Source organism: Arthrobacter phoenicis (assembly GCF_047238215.1).
Lineage (GTDB): Bacteria > Actinomycetota > Actinomycetes > Actinomycetales > Micrococcaceae > Arthrobacter.
Genome location: NZ_JBDFMK010000001.1, coordinates 2,439,004 through 2,453,479 on the forward strand (window position 1 = coordinate 2,439,004; position 14,476 = coordinate 2,453,479).

Below are 14,476 nucleotides of genomic sequence, written 5' to 3' on the forward strand. Positions count from 1 at the left end.
GGGACCGTACGTCGCTCAGGGACGCGGGATGCGCCCCGCGACACGCAAAAGGCCTGCCGCTGCCGGGCGGTTTCTAGGGGTCGTTGCAACACCTGCTGGTTAGGTGGGTATTAGTAAATCACGCAGACGCTCGGCTGGAGTTTTCCAGCCGAGCGTTTTGCGTGGGCGGCCGTTGAGTTCCTGGGCTACGTGTTCGAGGTCTTCGGGGCCGTAGGCGGAAAGGTCCGTGCCTTTGGGGAAGTACTGGCGCAGCAGCCCGTTGGTGTTTTCGTTCGAGCCGCGTTGCCATGGGCTGGCGGGGTCGCAGAAGTAGACCTGCATGTCGGTGGCGAGGGTGAAGGTTTTGTGCCCTGCCATTTCCGCTCCCTGGTCCCAGGTCAGTGAGCCGCGCAGGTGCGCCGGCAGGGCGGCCATGGTGTTGATGAGTCCATCGCGGACGGTTTCGGCCGTGTGGTTCCCGGGCAGGTGGACGAGCATGACGTAGCGGGTGGTGCGTTCGACCAGGGTGCCGATCGCTGACTGGTTCAGCGCGCCGGTGATGAGGTCTCCTTCCCAATGCCCGGGCACGGCCCGGTCCTCGACCTCTGGTGGCCGCTCGGAAATCATGACCATCGGATCCACGAACCTGGGGGTGCGTTGTTCCCCTGTCCGGTGGGATTTACGGCGGGTCCGGCCGGTGCGCAGCGCCGCCTGGACTTCGCGTTTAAGCCCGCCCCGCGCCTGGACGTAGAGGGCCTGGTAAATCGTCTCGGGACTCACACGCATCTCCGGGTTGTCGGGGAACTCCTCGACCAGCGTGTGGCTGATCTGTTCCGGTGACCAGCGTATGAGCAATTTCCCCTTCACATAGTCACGCAGGTCCGACCCGCCCGCGAGCTTGGCCATCTTGGGGCGTCTCCGGCGGGCGGCGGCTTTCCGGTGAGCCCCGTGCGGCAGATACCCCATCCGCGCATCGGCGTTCCGGCGCAGCTCCCGGCTGATCGATGACGGCGCACGACCAAGCGCCTGGGCGATTGCCCTGATTGAGGAGCCTGCGGCCTGCAGATCCCGGATCAGTTCCCGCTCCTGCACACTCAGAAACCGCGAATCGATGGTCTTCTCCAGCGCCGACACCGGCATCGCAGGAACGGGCGCCATTCCGAGCCCGGCAGCGGGCGTGGTCATTGTGGTCACACCACGTTTGTAATCGACCATGCGACCATCAGGGTAAATACGTCGGCCGTTGGACTTACGGATCCCAAGGTCCCACTCCGCCGCCGTCCTGGGATGCACGCCGACCATCGTGGCCGCCTCCCGCCGGCTCCAGCCGGTACCGCGCAACCGGAAGTACTCGTCCCGTCCCTGGTGCGGGCGCGCCCCCGGCTTCCCCTGACCTTTCAAGCCAGCTTTACGCACCCAGGCAGCGCACGTATCCGGGCTGAATCCAAGCTCCCTGGCCGCTGCCCGCGTGCTCCTCAGCCGGTCAAACACGGTAAAGAACTGATCCTTCTGTTCCTGGGTGTATCTCTTGCTGGTTCGTGGCTTTGCCGTTAAAGACGACACGGTCGTTGCAACTCCCAAAAATTCTGGGTGTTGCAACGACCGCTAGAACCCGCCCCGGGATACCGGGAGCGACAGGCCTTTCGCGCGTCGAAAACCAGGGGAGGTTAGCTGCGGAAGTTCACGAACTGCCGACGGCTTATTGGGCGAAGCAGTTCCATGCTGTCTGTCGCTAGATTTCGGGCTTTCCGAGGTTGGTGGCGATTGGCTGAAAGCGTCGTTTTGCGGACCTCTTGCGGACTTTCTGCGGACTAAGGCGCTTCCGCCGGCAGGTCATCTAGCCACTGCGCCAGGTCTTCCACGCGGATGACACCCTTGGAGTTCGCGTAGCGTGCCAGCAGGTTACCCGCGGCTACCTGGTACTTGAGAGTGCGGACGCTGTATCCGCTTGCTTCGGCTACTTCATCGAAAGTGAGGGCAAGTTTCGGAATCGTCATGGCATTGATCTTAGATATGCTCCGCAGATGGACGGGCCTCGAATGCTAACGGCCGCGGAGCTGGCTGCCCGACTCAACGTTTCGACTGACACGGTGCGCCGTAAGTGCACGGCAGGCCAGTGGCCCCACACAAGGATCGGCCGGCTCTATCGCTTCACCGAAGAGCACTACCAGGCCATCATCGCCACCCCTGAGCCTCAGGAACCGTGGACCAAGGAACGGCGCGACATCGTCTCTAAGGCGCTCCGCGATCTATAGATAGGGATCTAGGAGGGCCACACCTCATGAGCCGGGTCCCACCAGACGATGCTGAACTCGTTACCGACCCGGAAGCCAAGCAACCGCTGCTGGTCAGTTACTTTGAGCCGGGAGAGGTCGTCCCGGCCGTCGAACTGCTCGGCGAGCCTCCGTGTTGCAAGCTTGTTTGGACACTTGGCCATGTCGTAATCTGCCAGCGCGCCGGTGCGCTTGGCATCTTGTACCGTCAGGTTTTCATAGTGTTTGAGCTTCTTCAGAAGCTGGACATGATCGGCCTTGGCGATCTTACTCAGGGGCCACTTTCCGCCGTGATCTACATCCCCGAATCGGAACCGCAGGTGCGCCTCGTTCTCCAGGGGTCCAGCGACGGGACGGCGCTCCGGGGGCGGGAAATCCGCGTACGGGGTCCTCGCGGTTGTGGACGCAATCTCCGGGAACGTCTTAGCGCGGTTCTTCCTGTTGCTCATCTACGAGCGAGAGGTGCCGACGAGCCCGTCGTAGTACTCGTGCATGTCTACGGTGGAAATCTCCGTACGACAGTTGGCGCCCGGGGGTAGGTCTCCGCGTGCATTCCTCCACGGATCTTCCCGGTGAGTGAGCTCGCTTAGTTCGTGAGCAGGGCGGGGACCATAGAAGTTTAGGACGTTGTCAATCGATGACTTCTCACCGTCGTCGAGAGCATCGGGATTGCCCCATTGCTTCCAGTCGTTGACGGTAAACATGCGGCGATGCCTGGAGTACAGGTCAGGCGCCACAGGGCCATTCGCCCAGGCTTCGATCCGCTCGGGAAAGAGGGGCCGTTCTTCCCAGACGAGATGCCACGCCTGAGAGTAGTAGACCAACTTTTGGAGCTTCATGGCAGACATGCTGCCTTTCTGCTCCAGGATGTAAGCCGCTACATCATGTACGCTCGCCACCCATATCACCGCTTCCCCAGCTTGGGGCCGTCAGAACGGCCACCCCTCATTTCAGTTTAGAATTCCACAGGTTATCCACAGAATTCCACTACTTTCCCACCCTCTTATCCACAGGGTTTGGTTGAACTTTAGTGTACATGTTTGGGAAGTCCACTGAGTACGGTGGGCCCTAGCAGACGACTTCTTGCCCGGGGTGTACGCGCTAGGGACGCCCCGGGCTCATTCCTACCTTGGTCGACTTGTGCCGCGCATCAGACTCCTTCCATTGCCCGCGACAGGGCGAGGACCCTGGCGCGATCCGACGACATGTCGGGGATGATGATCTGGCGGGCGCTCTTGACTGCCTCGGTGAGACGATCAAGGGCGTCACTGTCGAAGCCGGCGGACTGCGTTGCGATGAGGTGGACGTCAGCCCACTGCTGCGGGTTGAGGATCGCCTCCGGCTTGCCCGTGCGGTTGACCACCTGCGATACGCCCGGCGGCAGGATGCCGCCGAGGTCGTACAGGGTCGGGTCCCCGGCGGCAGAACCCTTCCCGCCACCCGTGATGAGGTCCGAGACGCTCGTGAAGATCTTCTTACCCACGCCGATGGCGAGGTCAGCGATCATCCCGGCGGCCGGGAAAGCGTCCCGGAATTTCGACAGCAGCCCATCGATGATCCCGGCGAGCGGATTGAACCCGCCACCGGATGGGATACCGGCGCCAGACAGGTAGCCGTGAGGGTCAATGTCGTTCGGCCATCCTCCGGAGAAGGTACCGAAGTGCAGGTGAGGTCCGGACGAGATGCCCGTGTTGCCCGACAGTCCGATCTGCTGACCGGCGCGGACCATGTCGCCGACCTTCACCGCCATGCTCGACAGGTGAGCGAACCACTCCTGAATGCCCGACTGGCCGTCGATGTGGATCTCATTACCACCCCAGACGCCCGGCGACTGAACGCCAGGGCCGGACCAGGAAACCCGGCCCGCCTCGGTAGCGAAGACGGGGGTGCCAACGCCGGCGGCGAAGTCGATGCCCTTGTGGACCCGGTTGTAGCCCTGAGTCTCGAGTAGCTGCTTCAGGGGGCTCACGATGCCGCCCTTTGCCAGACCCTCACCGAACAGTGCCCGTGCCTCGGATGCTTTCCGGCCCATGATCGCGGCCTTGTTCATGGCGTAAAGGCGGGCCCGCTCATAGGGATCCTGCATGACTTCGGAGACGTAAACCCCCTCACCCTTGCGCATTGGGACGAGCTGGTCGTCACCGTTGCGCCAGGACGATTGGCCCGGCAGCACGCCGCCGCGGGCGAAACCGGCCGGCGGGGCGACGTTAGGCAGCTTTTTGATCCCGGGCAGGACGTCGGCGATCTTGTTGAACGTTCCGATTAGCCCGTCGTTGATAACGGTGTCGATGACGAATCGAACCGGAGCTTTCGCAATCTCCTGCACCCGGTCCCACGCCGTCTTGATGAAGTCGACGCCCTTTGTGAATGCATCCGGGATCGTCTTCGTGATGAAGTTCGATAGTGCTTGGAAGACGGGCTTGATCACACCATCCCAGACCGACTTGATCGCGTTGCCAACCGCGTCGAACACTGGCTTGATGCCGTTCGAGTACATCCAGTTGGCGGCATTAGGGATGACCACCGTGAAGCAGTTAGCCAGCATGTCGAAGATGGGCTTGAGCATGGTGGTCCACACCCAGTTCACGGCTGACCCGATCGCGTTGAACACGGGCTGGACCGCGTTGACGTAGAGCCAGTTCAGCGCGGCCGGGATTACGACCGTGAGCATGTTGACCCACGAGTCGAAGAGGGGCTTGACGATGGAGTCCCAGACCCACTGCATGGCCGATCCGATGGCGTTGAAGACCGGGACAATCACGACGTCATGCAGCCAAGTGAAGGCTGCAGCGAACACGTCCCGGACGAACCCCACGGCACCGTTGAAGATGCCGACCGCGAAGTTCCACCAGTCCGCGATCGTGTTGCCGATCCCGGTCCAGGTGGCGATCATCTGGTTCCAGAAGACCATGAAGATCGGCGCCAGGATGTAGGTGATGACCGATGCGATGAGCTGGCCGACGCCCTGGAAGAAGAGCAGGAAGCCGCCGATGATGACGGCCGCGGAATCGAAAACCGGCTTGATCGTGGATTCGTAGAAGGACCGGAACCCGTCACCCACGACCTTGACTGCCGCGGAAATCCCGTCGAAGACAGGCTTGATCACGGTGTTGTAGAGCCAGTCGAAGGCTGAGCCCACCCCGGACGATGCTTGGCCGGCACCCTCCGACAGTGCCCCGAATGCGTCACCAACTGCCCCAACGGCACCAGCAATCCGGTCAAATACCGGCTTGATCCAATCCGTCCACAGGGAGGAGAAGAATCCGCCGATGGCCGAGATAGCTGCGTTCCAGCCGGGGACGACGGTGTTGGTGAACCAGTCGGCGACGCCGCCGATCACGGACTGGATGAAGCCCCAGACGTTCTTGACGATGTCCCGGCCCATCTCGGTCTGCGTGAAGAACCAGACCAGCGCGGTGACAAGGCCGATCACGGCGAAAACGATGATGCCGATAAGGTTGGACCGCATCGCGTCGTTCAGCCGGTAGAAGGCCAAGGATGCCGCGATGGCCGTCCACGCCATAGCCGTCTGAGCAGCAGCGAGGCCCCCGGTGGCAAGGGCGTGGAGGGCGAGCGTTGTCGTGTAGATCTTGAACGCGGCGACCGCACCACCGACGCCGATGGCCAGTGATTCCAGCCAGTCCCTGTTGTCCTTCACCCACTGGCCCATCGCCTGCAGGCGTGGCACAAGATCCGTCTTGATGTACGAACCGATGCCCTCAAGAGCAGATTTCACGTCGAAGCCGGCCTTGACGAACGGGTCGATGTCGCCGTCGATCTTCTGAACTTCGTCCCGGCCCATACCGAGCCCGGCGGCGAAATTCAGGACACCCTCACGGGCGGCCATGAAGGCGTCTCGGGCCCGCAGGAGGAAATCCACGAATGGGGAGTCCTCAGCCCAGCCGAACGCGGCTTCGAGCTTCCCCGTGTAGTCGCCCTTCACGATCAGGTCGTAGAGACCCTGGGCGCCGATAATGGCTTGGTCCACGAACTCGCCGACGCGGGCCCCGGCGACCTTCGCTCCCTCTTCGAGTGGTTTCATCCACTCGATTGCGCCCGCAAAGAAGTCGCGGATCTTCGGGTAGACCCCGCTGAGCAGGTTCGCCCCGATGCGGCTGACGGCAGCCATCGTGTTCTTGAAAGCGCCCTGCAGGGTGTCGCCCGACTTCAGTGCGGCGCCACCAAGACCAGCCTCCATCGCCTTCTGGAAGGTCTCGAAGTTGATCTTGCCCTCAGATGCGAGCTTGACCGTCTCCTCGGCAGACTTGCCGAGCTCCTTACCGAGCAGCTGGATGATGGGGATGCCAGCGTCGTTGAGCTGCGCAATGACGTCGCCCTGGATCTTGTTCGACGATGCGACCTTGTTGAATATCGCACCCATCTCGCCCATCCCGACGCCAGCGATGGTCGCCGCGTCACCGGTCAGCTTGAGAGTTCGTTCCAGTTCCTTGCCCGGCTTCACACCAGCGGCGACCGCGCCAGCGGCCACAGTGGCGGCTTCGTCCATGCCGAACGCGGTCCCCTTCACGGCGGCCATGGCGTTCTCCATGATGGCCGTTACCGACTCGACGTCGTGGCCCAGGCCGGTGAGCTTCGCCTTCGCGTTCTCAATGGCCTGCAACCGACCGAAGCCCTTGAAGAGCGCAGTGCCGAAGGCGCCACCAACGGAGAGCCCGCCAGCAATCCCGGCGGCCTTGAGTGCGCCGCCCATGAAGCCCGTGACGGCGCCGGTCAGCTTGCTCCCGAAACCCTTGCCGGCCTTGTCGCCAGCAGACTCTCCGATGCCGTCGAGCTCACGGCCGATGGACTCCTGGAGTCCTTTGAATGAGGGTCTTACTAGAATCTCTGCGTACCCGATTGTCGGCACACGTCACCCGTTTCTCTCGTCGCCAATTCTGGCTAAGCGTCCCGGGTGTGTGGACAGCTCGATTTTAATTCAATTCGTCTGAATTAACAACGTGCTTAGCGGTGATCCTGGATAGCAAAGAAGCGGCATTCTCCGGCGTGTCGGCTGGGCGCTTATTCACCCATCTGCCTCCCGCTGTCGCGACCGCAGTGAACTTGTGCCCGAGTTCGTGGCGGAGGGTCACCTCCGACTTTTCTTCCGGGGTTGTACATCCGGGGCAGAAGATTGCATTGGCCGCGGATGCGTCCTCGGTGAGCTGTACCGACCAATCGTCGGAACCGCGATACCGGCGACCACATCGGGTGCACCTCGGGTTTTTGACGCTCATACTCATTTCCTCCTATGTGTACTTCAACTCTTGGTCAGGCCCGCATGGAATGTCACACTTTCTCCTTGAAAACAAAGGGAAGTAGGCGCATTCCGATTTGGCCAAAGCCCTGTGCCGTGGCAGGAATTCAGGCGCCCAAAAAGCTTTCCAAGCCATCTATTCGACCGCCTGGAGGCCTCCAAATGGCTACCAGAAGCACTTCCTGCCGTTGGCGCCGGAGCTCGGGGGGATATATTTCACTACGCTGAAGGAGCGAAAAACCGGGGCCCCCGGAGGGGATGCTCCCCTGGGTGCTCTCGGGTCTCCGTGCGCCGTCGTCGGGCTTCTGGTCACCATTGCCGGCTCGTTCGTAGGGGATTGGCTTTGAGGACTGTGACTCGTTTCGGTGCTGGTCGGTTCCCCTTGGACTGGTTGCAGCGCCTGCAGATCACTTGTGTCTCATCGCGCCGGTCTCGCCCTCCTTTTGAGTGCGGGATGACGTGGTCGACCTCGGCGCTGCATGGCGTGAGACTGATCGCGTAGTCCAGCTGGACACTGCAGTAGGGGCAGTGGGTCAGGCCTTGCGCTTGAGCGAGGTGAAGCGCTCGCTTCCTAAGCTTCTTCCACGTGCTGGTGCCTGTCCTGCTGGTGGTCATCCGTGGTCTCCTGTCGCTGGGGTGAGGCGCCGCCCCGGCCAGGGCCGGGGCGGCGCATTGTGTCCGGGGTCAGCTCGCGGTCATCTTGACGCCGGCCGCGAAGACTGGCTCTTCCGGTTCGTCGTGGGTCAGCTGGTAGTTCGTGAACTCCTGTGATGTGCGGAGCTCCTGCCATTCGGCGTAGGTGGGGTAGTGGGGGGTGTACCCGGCTTCGAGCAGGTCCAGCCACCACTGGAGCCGGTGCATGTTGGGTACCTTCCGTTCGTCGAGCTTTGAGGCGTCTCCAACTTCGTCGAAGGCTCCCGGCTCGCGAACCCAGGCGGCGCTGTCCATGAACAGGTTTTCTCCACCGCGGGGCCCCTCGGAAGAGTGAAGGAGTTGGCGTGCTTCGTGGAGGGTCATGACTTCTCCGATGCTGTCCTCTGCGGCACGGATGGCGGCTGCGAGGTCGAAGTTCTCGGCTTTGACAGCGGCGTTGAGGTCAGCCTGGGCGCCGTGTTCGTCGTGGAAGATGGTCAGCGCCTCGATGATGGGCTCGAAGGCTTCAGCGCGGAGCGTGCGGATGATGGCGGCCGCGTTGGCGTTGAGGGCGTCGACGTATTTTCGGTTGGCATCCCGGGCGAGGACTTCGCCGACTTTGGGTCGCAGATCGCCGGCGTTGGCGAGAGCCAGAATCGGGTCGGGATCCTGCCCGTTGAGGACGGCCTGGGCTGCTTCGCCGATGTAGTCGCGGGGTGGGGCTACCTGGTTGATCAGGCCGAGCGCGTTTCCGTTCGGGTAGGGGAGCCCGGCGAGCAGTTCCGGTGAGATGCTGGTCTTTCTCGACTTGAGGTTCGCGATGAGGCGCCCGATCTGGAATTCGGTCTGCTGGACGTTGATGTTGATCTTGCTCAAGGGAGTTTCTCCTACTTGTTGTTTTTGGTCTTGTAGAGCTGCGCGCCGGCGGCGAGGGTCCGGGGCTTATCGTTCTCGTTGGGTTCGGCTGGTTCGGCTGCTGGTTTGCCGGCTTTTGCTCCGTAGAGCTTGCGGCCGTCGGCGAGGGTTTTCTTCTCGGTCATTGGGGCTTTCCTGTTTCTCGAATTTGATGGTGAAGGTCCGGGCTCCGGACGGCCCCCAGATGAGTTCTGTGGCTGAGTCGTGGTGGCCGGCGTGGGCGTACCTGGCGGCGGTTTCGACGCACTTGGCCTTGACTGTGCGTTTGTCCCCTGGTGCGATCGGCCACGGCTTGAGTTCTTGTGTCGGGTACTGGTGAAGGTAGTTGCAGCGCGGGCACCTGACCGTCACGGCCGCAACAGTGACGCTTTCGGGTGTGACGGTCAGGTGCCTGGCCACGGTTCAGTCCCCGCTTTTGGTGAAGCGACTGGTCATCCCGTCGAGAATGGGCGGGTTTGCGAGGCCTCGGCGAACAAGGTCGATGGCGAGCTTGGCCGGCTTCGTCGGTGCGATGGGCGTTGCTGCGGCGCCCTTCTTGCGCTTTTGCTGCCCGATGTCGTGCTTCTGCGGCATTTCAGTTCTCCTGTCGTCGCGTTTGGGTTCGGGCATTGGCCCTCATGCCGCCGGAGCTGCGCTGGTTGGCTCGATGCGCCTCGATGATGTCTGCCATCTCTGTCGCTACCCTGAGGGCTTCCGCGAGCGGCAGGACTCCTCGAATCTGCCCGCCGGCCCGAAGCAGGACGGCGGGTTCCCTCTTTCCGGTAGCGGTGATCTGGACAGCGGGCTGCGCGGTGAGCGATGCCGCCTGCCTGAGGTTCGTACTCTGCTTCCCAGGTTTGGCTACGAAGAGGTCGGTGCTTATGTCGATGGTCAAGATGCTTTCCTTTTCTGTTCGGCTATGAGCTGGTCGAGTTCCCGCAGCTGCCTGGCCCGTTCATCCTCGAGAGACGTATCTGCATCCAAGGCGCTGTCGCTTTCTCTCTCGCGCGTTGGTTCCCTAGTTACGTAACTTGGCCGGATTGTTGTTCCTCCCTGTTCTTCTTCAGGTATTCCTCCCTGTGGTTCCTCAGTACTCCTAGGGGGCACCTCTTGGGTGGCCCTCATTCCACCTTCCGGGTGCCCCACGTGGGGCACCTTTTCGGTGGCTGGTGGGGCACCTCTCAGGTGGTCCACCTGGGGCACCTCTCGGGTGCCCCTGTCAGCAGATTCGCGACACTCTCGGGAGTCCTCGCGAGCGGTTGCAGTCCAGGCGATACCGCGGCCAGCTCGGCCGCTGCCGGAAGGTAGGTAGGTGAGCTGAGGATCCAATGTCAGGGCATACTCTGCCCGGACGCCCAGCCGGGCCTGTCCGCTCGAAACGACAGCTCCAGCTGCAACTAGCGACGAAAGGGCCCTTCGGAACTGTTCCTTGGCGTTGGCACGCTTCCCCTCAGCGTCGTATCCCAGCGCTTCCGCGACGGCGGTCCATCCTCCGAAGTAGACAGGCGGGTTGTCGGCGTCGAGAGCGGTGTTTGCCATGAACGCCAGAGCCCGTGCCTCCCGGTGCCCAAGGTGCCTCCAATGGGCGAATACCTTGGCGACGTTCTGTGCTCCCATGAAGGCGGTTCCGTTCGTTTTGCGGGGCTCAGGAGGGCGAGCCGAAGATGAGCCGGGCGAGCGTGGGTGGCACGGCCAGGAAGATGTAGACCACGCACGTGGCGAGGGTCCAGAACGCGGCATGCGCGGCCCTTTGGACCGTTCGCGCCCTCATTTCCGGCCAGCCTGGGGAAGCTCTGCGAAGACCGTGGCGCACAGCGGACACACAACGGTGCGGCCCGGCTTCGATGATCGTTCGGCAGAGGCGCCAACAGCCCCGCGGAGGCCGCAAAGCGCCGTGATAGCTGCACCCGTATCCATCGACCGCTCGATGTCTTCGCTCCGGTGGTAGTGCAGGACAGTCGGGTTGAAGAAGTCGGCATAGGTGCTCTTGAGGGTTTGGAGGTCAATCTCCTGGGCGCGCTCCGGCAGGCGGCTGCCGAACATGCGCTCGAGGAGGCCGACAAGCTCGGGCAGGCTGATGCCGATGCTTTCAGCCGCCTTGGCGAACTCTGTCACGGTGGCGTCTGTCTTGATAGTCTTGATCACGGATCTACTCCTCGCTGGATGTCGATTCAGTGGCCGTGGCGGATTCTTCGTAGGGAACGCCGCGGCCTTTCTCTGTCTTCAGGCGGATCTTGCACGCCTTCGCCGGTGTCGTCACGGGCAGTTCCACCGGCTGGCAGGTGCACTCTCCCGGCCACTCGCAGCCGCAGCCGCTCATCAGGAGGCCGCGTCCTCGAATGCGGCATTCACCCAGTCGATGACATCCTGCTCGCGGTACATGACGCGGCCGCCGAGCTTGGCCCCGTGCGGCCCAGAACCGTTGTGTCGCATCCAGCGGAGCTGCGCCGGTGTCTTGCGCAGCATCTCGGCTACTTCGCTAAGCGTGAGGAGCTTGACTGCCCCTGGACCCCTGTGGGCCTTGGTGATTTGAGCCGTCATGGCACACTCCCTCCGTAGTGGTCAACCTCTAATCGGTTGAACCGATATTGATATAGAACCACCGATTGTTGTGGAGGTCAACCTATAGTCGGTTGGATTGGGGTATGTTTGGGCCATGGCGACAAGCAACCACGAGAATCTTTGGCACGGCCTGACGACGACGTTGGACGGCCGGAGGTACCGAATCGGAATAAATATGTTCGCCCGCGTGGCAGTGGAGGATGCCGAAGAACTGTTCGGTGAACGCGCTCGAATGCGTCGCGAATACCTGAACCTTTCTCAGCAGGCAGTAGCTGCCTATATGACGGAATTTTTCAAGATCCCCTGGCACCAGACCGTGGTGGCGAAGATTGAGTCCGGCAAGCGCAGAATCAAGCTCAACGAGGCCATGGCACTGGCCTACATCTACGGCCAGTCCCTCGACCACTTGGCCGGTGGCATTTCAGGACTCGATAGATCGAGGCTCATTCCGCTAGACGAGGAGGGCGAGAATGGCGAGCATTCAGAAGAGGCCTGACGGCCGGTGGCGCGCACGGTACCGCGACGCGGCCGGAAAGGAACACGCCAGGCACTTCCCGCGGAAGATCGACGCTCAGCACTGGATCAATGAGGTCACCGCTTCCGTGGTCACGGGCCGCTATGTGGATCCGAAGGCCGGCAAGATCACGTTTGCTCAGTGGTTTGAGCAGTGGGCTGCTGCTCAGGTGTGGGCCACGGGTACCAGGCTCAAGGCCGAGCAAGCACTGGCAATAGCTGCGTTCAAGGATCACCAGATCCGGAGTATCCTCCCGTCTCATGTGCAGGCCTGGGTGAAGGGGATGTCTGGGAGGCTGGCGCCGGCCACGGTGAAGGTGTACTTCAACATCGTCAGCTCGGCTTTCCGGTCGGCGGTCACTGACAAGGTCATTGCTGAGAACCCTTGCGCGGGGGCGAAGCTGCCCCGTGAGCGGCGGCGGGAAGCGGCAATGACCATCCCAACACCGGAACAGGTGGGGAAGGCGCTAGAGGCGGCTCCGGGCTGGTTTGAGCCATTCATCTCCGTCTGTGCCTTCGCAGGCTTGCGTCTCGGTGAGGCGGCGGGTCTCCAGTTAGGCGACGTCGACTTCCTCCGCCGGACCATCAGCGTCTCCAGGCAGATCCAGGGGAGCACCAAGTCGAACGCCGAAGTCGTGCCGCCCAAGCACGGCTCCGAGCGCGTAATCTACGTGGCCGAAGAGCTCATCCAAACCGTTGCCCGGCACGTCGAAACTACTGGCGTCTTTGGAGACGAGAGGTGGCTCTTCGGAACCGGCGGGACCTACTTCAACCGAAACTCGGCCGCCGACCGCTGGCGCCAGGTCCGCGACGACTCAGGCATTGGCGAGTTCACCCTCCACGACCTCCGGCACTTCTACGCCTCCGGTCTCATCGCAGATGGGTGCGATGTCGTCACCGTGCAGCGGGCCCTCGGTCATGCCGTGCCGTCGATCACGCTCAACACGTACTCGCACCTCTGGCCGACGGCCGAAGACAAAACGAGGACCGCAGGATCAAGACTGATCGCTGCGGTCCTCGGAGATTCTGCGGACTCTGCGCGGACTACTGAAGCAACTTCCCAGTAAACACGCGGCTGAAACGGCTCTAGCTGCGGAAGTTCACGAACTGCAGGTCGGCCTCGTCGAAGTTCTTCAGCAGGGCCATGGTCTCCTGCAAATCATCGCGGGACTTCGAGGTCACGCGGAGCTCGTCGCCCTGGATCTGGGACTTCACGGACTTGGGCGCCTCGTCGCGGATCAGCTTGTTGATCTTCTTCGCCAGATCCTGCGCGATGCCCTCCTTGATGCTCGCCTCCAGGCGGAACTCCTTGCCGGAGGGGTAGGGCTCGCCGGTGTCCAGGGACTTGAGCGAGATGCCGCGGCGGATGAGCTTGGACTGCAGGACGTCGAGGACGGCCAGGACGCGCTCCTCGGAGTTGGCCTTCATCAGGATCTTCTCGCCGCTGAAGTCGACCTCGGCGCCGACGCCCTTGAAGTCGTACCGCTGGGCCAGTTCCTTCTGGGCCTGGTTCAGCGCGTTGGCAACTTCCTGCTTGTCGACCTTGCTGACGACGTCGAATGTGGATTCGCCTGCCATGACTGTCCTCCTGCTGTTTGTCGGTGATGGTTGACTGTGCCGGCCCCGAAAAGGGCGGTACTTCCTGCCATCCAGCCTAATACGGATGGCCCGGACGTAGCGGGCCCCGTTCACAGTCGGCTCAAAGCGAAACGCAGGTGGGAACGAAGGTTGGCCCGGCAGGGTTGAAGGCGTTGAAAGAGTTTCACGAAAGGCAGGGCCCATGAGCCGCAAAGCCATCCATTACGTCACCGCCACCACCGCAGCGGCCGCCGGTTCACTGACGACGGCGGCCACCTCCATGGCCGCGGCCGCCCTGGCTGCCTCGGTGGTCCTGAGCCCCGCCGCCGGGACGATCGCCCGGCTCGACGGCGTCCACGCCGACCTCGCCCGGGCCGTTCAGCTCAATCAGGTCACCTCCGAGCAGGCCGCGCGGTTCGAGGCCAGGCTGGCCGGCCGCATCCTCGGCGACTCCTGACGGCAACCCACTCACTGGCGGCCCGCTTCCGCCGCGTACTGCCGCCGTCGTTTCGGCCCTCTGGCGGCCTTCACGGGGAGCAGCGGGGCCGATTCGATTCTTCGGCGGAAGTTCTGTAAAGTTGTCTTGCCCGCGGTTGCCGGACACGGAACGAACTGGAAACAGGACGAACCAGGACGGTGGCGCGAGTGATCTTCTTTTGAAGTTCGGCAGATTACCCGAGCGGCCAAAGGGGGCTGACTGTAAATCAGCTGGCAACGCCTACGGGGGTTCGAATCCCTCATCTGCCACCCTCGGAAAAGCCTCCGGAACCATCACGGTTCCGGAGGTTTT

General features: G+C 62.5%; 19 protein-coding genes and 1 tRNA gene. 5 read left to right on the forward strand and 15 right to left on the reverse strand.

Annotated elements, in window-relative coordinates:
- Nucleotides 1-99 precede the first annotated feature (99 nt).
- Complete coding sequence (locus ABC337_RS11445; RefSeq protein WP_487247083.1) at nt 100-1,542, reverse strand: IS30 family transposase; 1,443 nt, start codon at nt 1,540-1,542, stop codon at nt 100-102.
- 248 nt (nt 1,543-1,790) lie between these two features.
- Nucleotides 1,791-1,976, reverse strand: a complete 186-nt coding sequence (locus tag ABC337_RS11450) for a hypothetical protein (protein WP_412883845.1) — start codon at nt 1,974-1,976, stop codon at nt 1,791-1,793.
- A gap of 27 nt (nt 1,977-2,003) precedes the next feature.
- On the opposite strand from ABC337_RS11450, the gene ABC337_RS11455 reads away from it, so the two are divergent.
- Nucleotides 2,004-2,234 carry a helix-turn-helix domain-containing protein gene (locus ABC337_RS11455; protein WP_412883844.1) on the forward strand — a complete coding sequence of 77 codons (231 nt, stop codon included), beginning with the start codon at nt 2,004-2,006 and terminating at the stop codon, nt 2,232-2,234.
- Nucleotides 2,235-2,242: 8 nt separating this feature from the next.
- On the opposite strand, the gene ABC337_RS11460 is transcribed toward ABC337_RS11455, so the two are convergent.
- From ABC337_RS11460 to ABC337_RS11515, 12 genes are all read right to left on the reverse strand, one after another.
- Nucleotides 2,243-2,701 (reverse strand): hypothetical protein, encoded by a 459-nt coding sequence (locus tag ABC337_RS11460; protein ID WP_412883843.1) that lies wholly within the window; start codon nt 2,699-2,701, stop codon nt 2,243-2,245.
- On the reverse strand, nt 2,702-3,100 hold the full coding sequence (locus ABC337_RS11465; protein WP_412883842.1) for a Panacea domain-containing protein: 399 nt from the start codon (nt 3,098-3,100) through the stop codon (nt 2,702-2,704).
- Between the two features lie 302 nt (nt 3,101-3,402).
- Complete coding sequence (locus ABC337_RS11470; protein ID WP_412883841.1) at nt 3,403-7,119, reverse strand: peptidoglycan DD-metalloendopeptidase family protein; 3,717 nt, start codon at nt 7,117-7,119, stop codon at nt 3,403-3,405.
- Between the two features lie 696 nt (nt 7,120-7,815).
- Nucleotides 7,816-8,121 carry an HNH endonuclease gene (locus ABC337_RS11475; protein WP_412883840.1) on the reverse strand — a complete coding sequence of 102 codons (306 nt, stop codon included), beginning with the start codon at nt 8,119-8,121 and terminating at the stop codon, nt 7,816-7,818.
- A gap of 69 nt (nt 8,122-8,190) precedes the next feature.
- On the reverse strand, nt 8,191-9,015 hold the full coding sequence (locus tag ABC337_RS11480; RefSeq protein ID WP_412883839.1) for a hypothetical protein: 825 nt from the start codon (nt 9,013-9,015) through the stop codon (nt 8,191-8,193).
- An 11-nt stretch (nt 9,016-9,026) separates the two neighbouring features.
- Nucleotides 9,027-9,179, reverse strand: coding sequence for a hypothetical protein (locus ABC337_RS11485; RefSeq protein WP_412883838.1), 153 nt, complete (start codon nt 9,177-9,179; stop codon nt 9,027-9,029).
- A 277-nt stretch (nt 9,180-9,456) separates the two neighbouring features.
- The gene (locus ABC337_RS11490; protein WP_412883837.1) at nt 9,457-9,627 is read right to left on the reverse strand and encodes a hypothetical protein; all 171 of its coding nucleotides are present in this window, start codon (nt 9,625-9,627) and stop codon (nt 9,457-9,459) included.
- 1 nt (nt 9,628) lies between these two features.
- The gene (locus ABC337_RS11495) at nt 9,629-9,928 is read right to left on the reverse strand and encodes a hypothetical protein (protein ID WP_412883836.1); all 300 of its coding nucleotides are present in this window, start codon (nt 9,926-9,928) and stop codon (nt 9,629-9,631) included.
- Nucleotides 9,925-10,650, reverse strand: coding sequence for a hypothetical protein (locus ABC337_RS11500; protein ID WP_412883835.1), 726 nt, complete (start codon nt 10,648-10,650; stop codon nt 9,925-9,927). The genes ABC337_RS11495 and ABC337_RS11500 overlap by 4 nt, the downstream gene beginning before the upstream one ends.
- A gap of 28 nt (nt 10,651-10,678) precedes the next feature.
- Nucleotides 10,679-10,804: a hypothetical protein gene (locus ABC337_RS11505; RefSeq protein WP_412883834.1), complete on the reverse strand. Its 126-nt coding sequence runs from the start codon at nt 10,802-10,804 to the stop codon at nt 10,679-10,681.
- Nucleotides 10,801-11,178: a DUF3039 domain-containing protein gene (locus ABC337_RS11510; protein WP_412883833.1), complete on the reverse strand. Its 378-nt coding sequence runs from the start codon at nt 11,176-11,178 to the stop codon at nt 10,801-10,803. Before ABC337_RS11510 ends, ABC337_RS11505 begins: the two co-directional genes overlap by 4 nt.
- Before the next feature lie 174 nt (nt 11,179-11,352).
- Nucleotides 11,353-11,574 carry a helix-turn-helix transcriptional regulator gene (locus ABC337_RS11515; RefSeq protein ID WP_412883832.1) on the reverse strand — a complete coding sequence of 74 codons (222 nt, stop codon included), beginning with the start codon at nt 11,572-11,574 and terminating at the stop codon, nt 11,353-11,355.
- Nucleotides 11,575-11,689: 115 nt separating this feature from the next.
- On the opposite strand from ABC337_RS11515, the gene ABC337_RS11520 reads away from it, so the two are divergent.
- Together ABC337_RS11520 and ABC337_RS11525 are read left to right on the forward strand one after the other, a co-directional pair.
- A complete protein-coding gene (locus ABC337_RS11520; protein ID WP_412883831.1) occupies nt 11,690-12,091 on the forward strand; it encodes a helix-turn-helix domain-containing protein in 402 nt (133 codons plus the stop codon).
- Nucleotides 12,066-13,175, forward strand: coding sequence for a tyrosine-type recombinase/integrase (locus ABC337_RS11525; protein ID WP_412883830.1), 1,110 nt, complete (start codon nt 12,066-12,068; stop codon nt 13,173-13,175). The genes ABC337_RS11520 and ABC337_RS11525 overlap by 26 nt, the downstream gene beginning before the upstream one ends.
- Before the next feature lie 19 nt (nt 13,176-13,194).
- Here the strand turns inward: ABC337_RS11525 and ABC337_RS11530 are convergent, their stop codons facing one another.
- Nucleotides 13,195-13,686 carry a YajQ family cyclic di-GMP-binding protein gene (locus ABC337_RS11530; RefSeq protein WP_290256015.1) on the reverse strand — a complete coding sequence of 164 codons (492 nt, stop codon included), beginning with the start codon at nt 13,684-13,686 and terminating at the stop codon, nt 13,195-13,197.
- Nucleotides 13,687-13,888: 202 nt separating this feature from the next.
- On the opposite strand from ABC337_RS11530, the gene ABC337_RS11535 reads away from it, so the two are divergent.
- Both ABC337_RS11535 and ABC337_RS11540 read left to right on the forward strand, forming a co-directional pair.
- Nucleotides 13,889-14,143 carry a hypothetical protein gene (locus ABC337_RS11535; protein ID WP_412883829.1) on the forward strand — a complete coding sequence of 85 codons (255 nt, stop codon included), beginning with the start codon at nt 13,889-13,891 and terminating at the stop codon, nt 14,141-14,143.
- 208 nt (nt 14,144-14,351) lie between these two features.
- Nucleotides 14,352-14,433 (forward strand) — tRNA-Tyr (locus ABC337_RS11540).
- The last annotated feature ends 43 nt before the right edge of the window (nt 14,434-14,476 follow it).

Bases quoted from the DNA above. Each gene is read 5' to 3' on its own strand.
- ABC337_RS11520 (WP_412883831.1), top strand. From the start codon at position 11,690: ATGGCGACAAGCAACCACGAGAATCTTTGGCACGGCCTGACGACGACG.
- ABC337_RS11515 (WP_412883832.1), bottom strand. From the start codon at position 11,574: ATGACGGCTCAAATCACCAAGGCCCACAGGGGTCCAGGGGCAGTCAAG.
- ABC337_RS11485 (WP_412883838.1), bottom strand. From the start codon at position 9,179: ATGACCGAGAAGAAAACCCTCGCCGACGGCCGCAAGCTCTACGGAGCA.
- ABC337_RS11535 (WP_412883829.1), top strand. From the start codon at position 13,889: ATGAGCCGCAAAGCCATCCATTACGTCACCGCCACCACCGCAGCGGCC.
- ABC337_RS11500 (WP_412883835.1), bottom strand. From the start codon at position 10,650: ATGGGAGCACAGAACGTCGCCAAGGTATTCGCCCATTGGAGGCACCTT.
- ABC337_RS11530 (WP_290256015.1), bottom strand. From the start codon at position 13,686: ATGGCAGGCGAATCCACATTCGACGTCGTCAGCAAGGTCGACAAGCAG.
- ABC337_RS11450 (WP_412883845.1), bottom strand. From the start codon at position 1,976: ATGACGATTCCGAAACTTGCCCTCACTTTCGATGAAGTAGCCGAAGCA.
- ABC337_RS11505 (WP_412883834.1), bottom strand. From the start codon at position 10,804: ATGAGGGCGCGAACGGTCCAAAGGGCCGCGCATGCCGCGTTCTGGACC.
- ABC337_RS11490 (WP_412883837.1), bottom strand. From the start codon at position 9,627: ATGCCGCAGAAGCACGACATCGGGCAGCAAAAGCGCAAGAAGGGCGCC.
- ABC337_RS11460 (WP_412883843.1), bottom strand. From the start codon at position 2,701: ATGAGCAACAGGAAGAACCGCGCTAAGACGTTCCCGGAGATTGCGTCC.
- ABC337_RS11455 (WP_412883844.1), top strand. From the start codon at position 2,004: ATGGACGGGCCTCGAATGCTAACGGCCGCGGAGCTGGCTGCCCGACTC.
- ABC337_RS11465 (WP_412883842.1), bottom strand. From the start codon at position 3,100: ATGTCTGCCATGAAGCTCCAAAAGTTGGTCTACTACTCTCAGGCGTGG.
- ABC337_RS11525 (WP_412883830.1), top strand. From the start codon at position 12,066: ATGGCGAGCATTCAGAAGAGGCCTGACGGCCGGTGGCGCGCACGGTAC.
- ABC337_RS11475 (WP_412883840.1), bottom strand. From the start codon at position 8,121: ATGACCACCAGCAGGACAGGCACCAGCACGTGGAAGAAGCTTAGGAAG.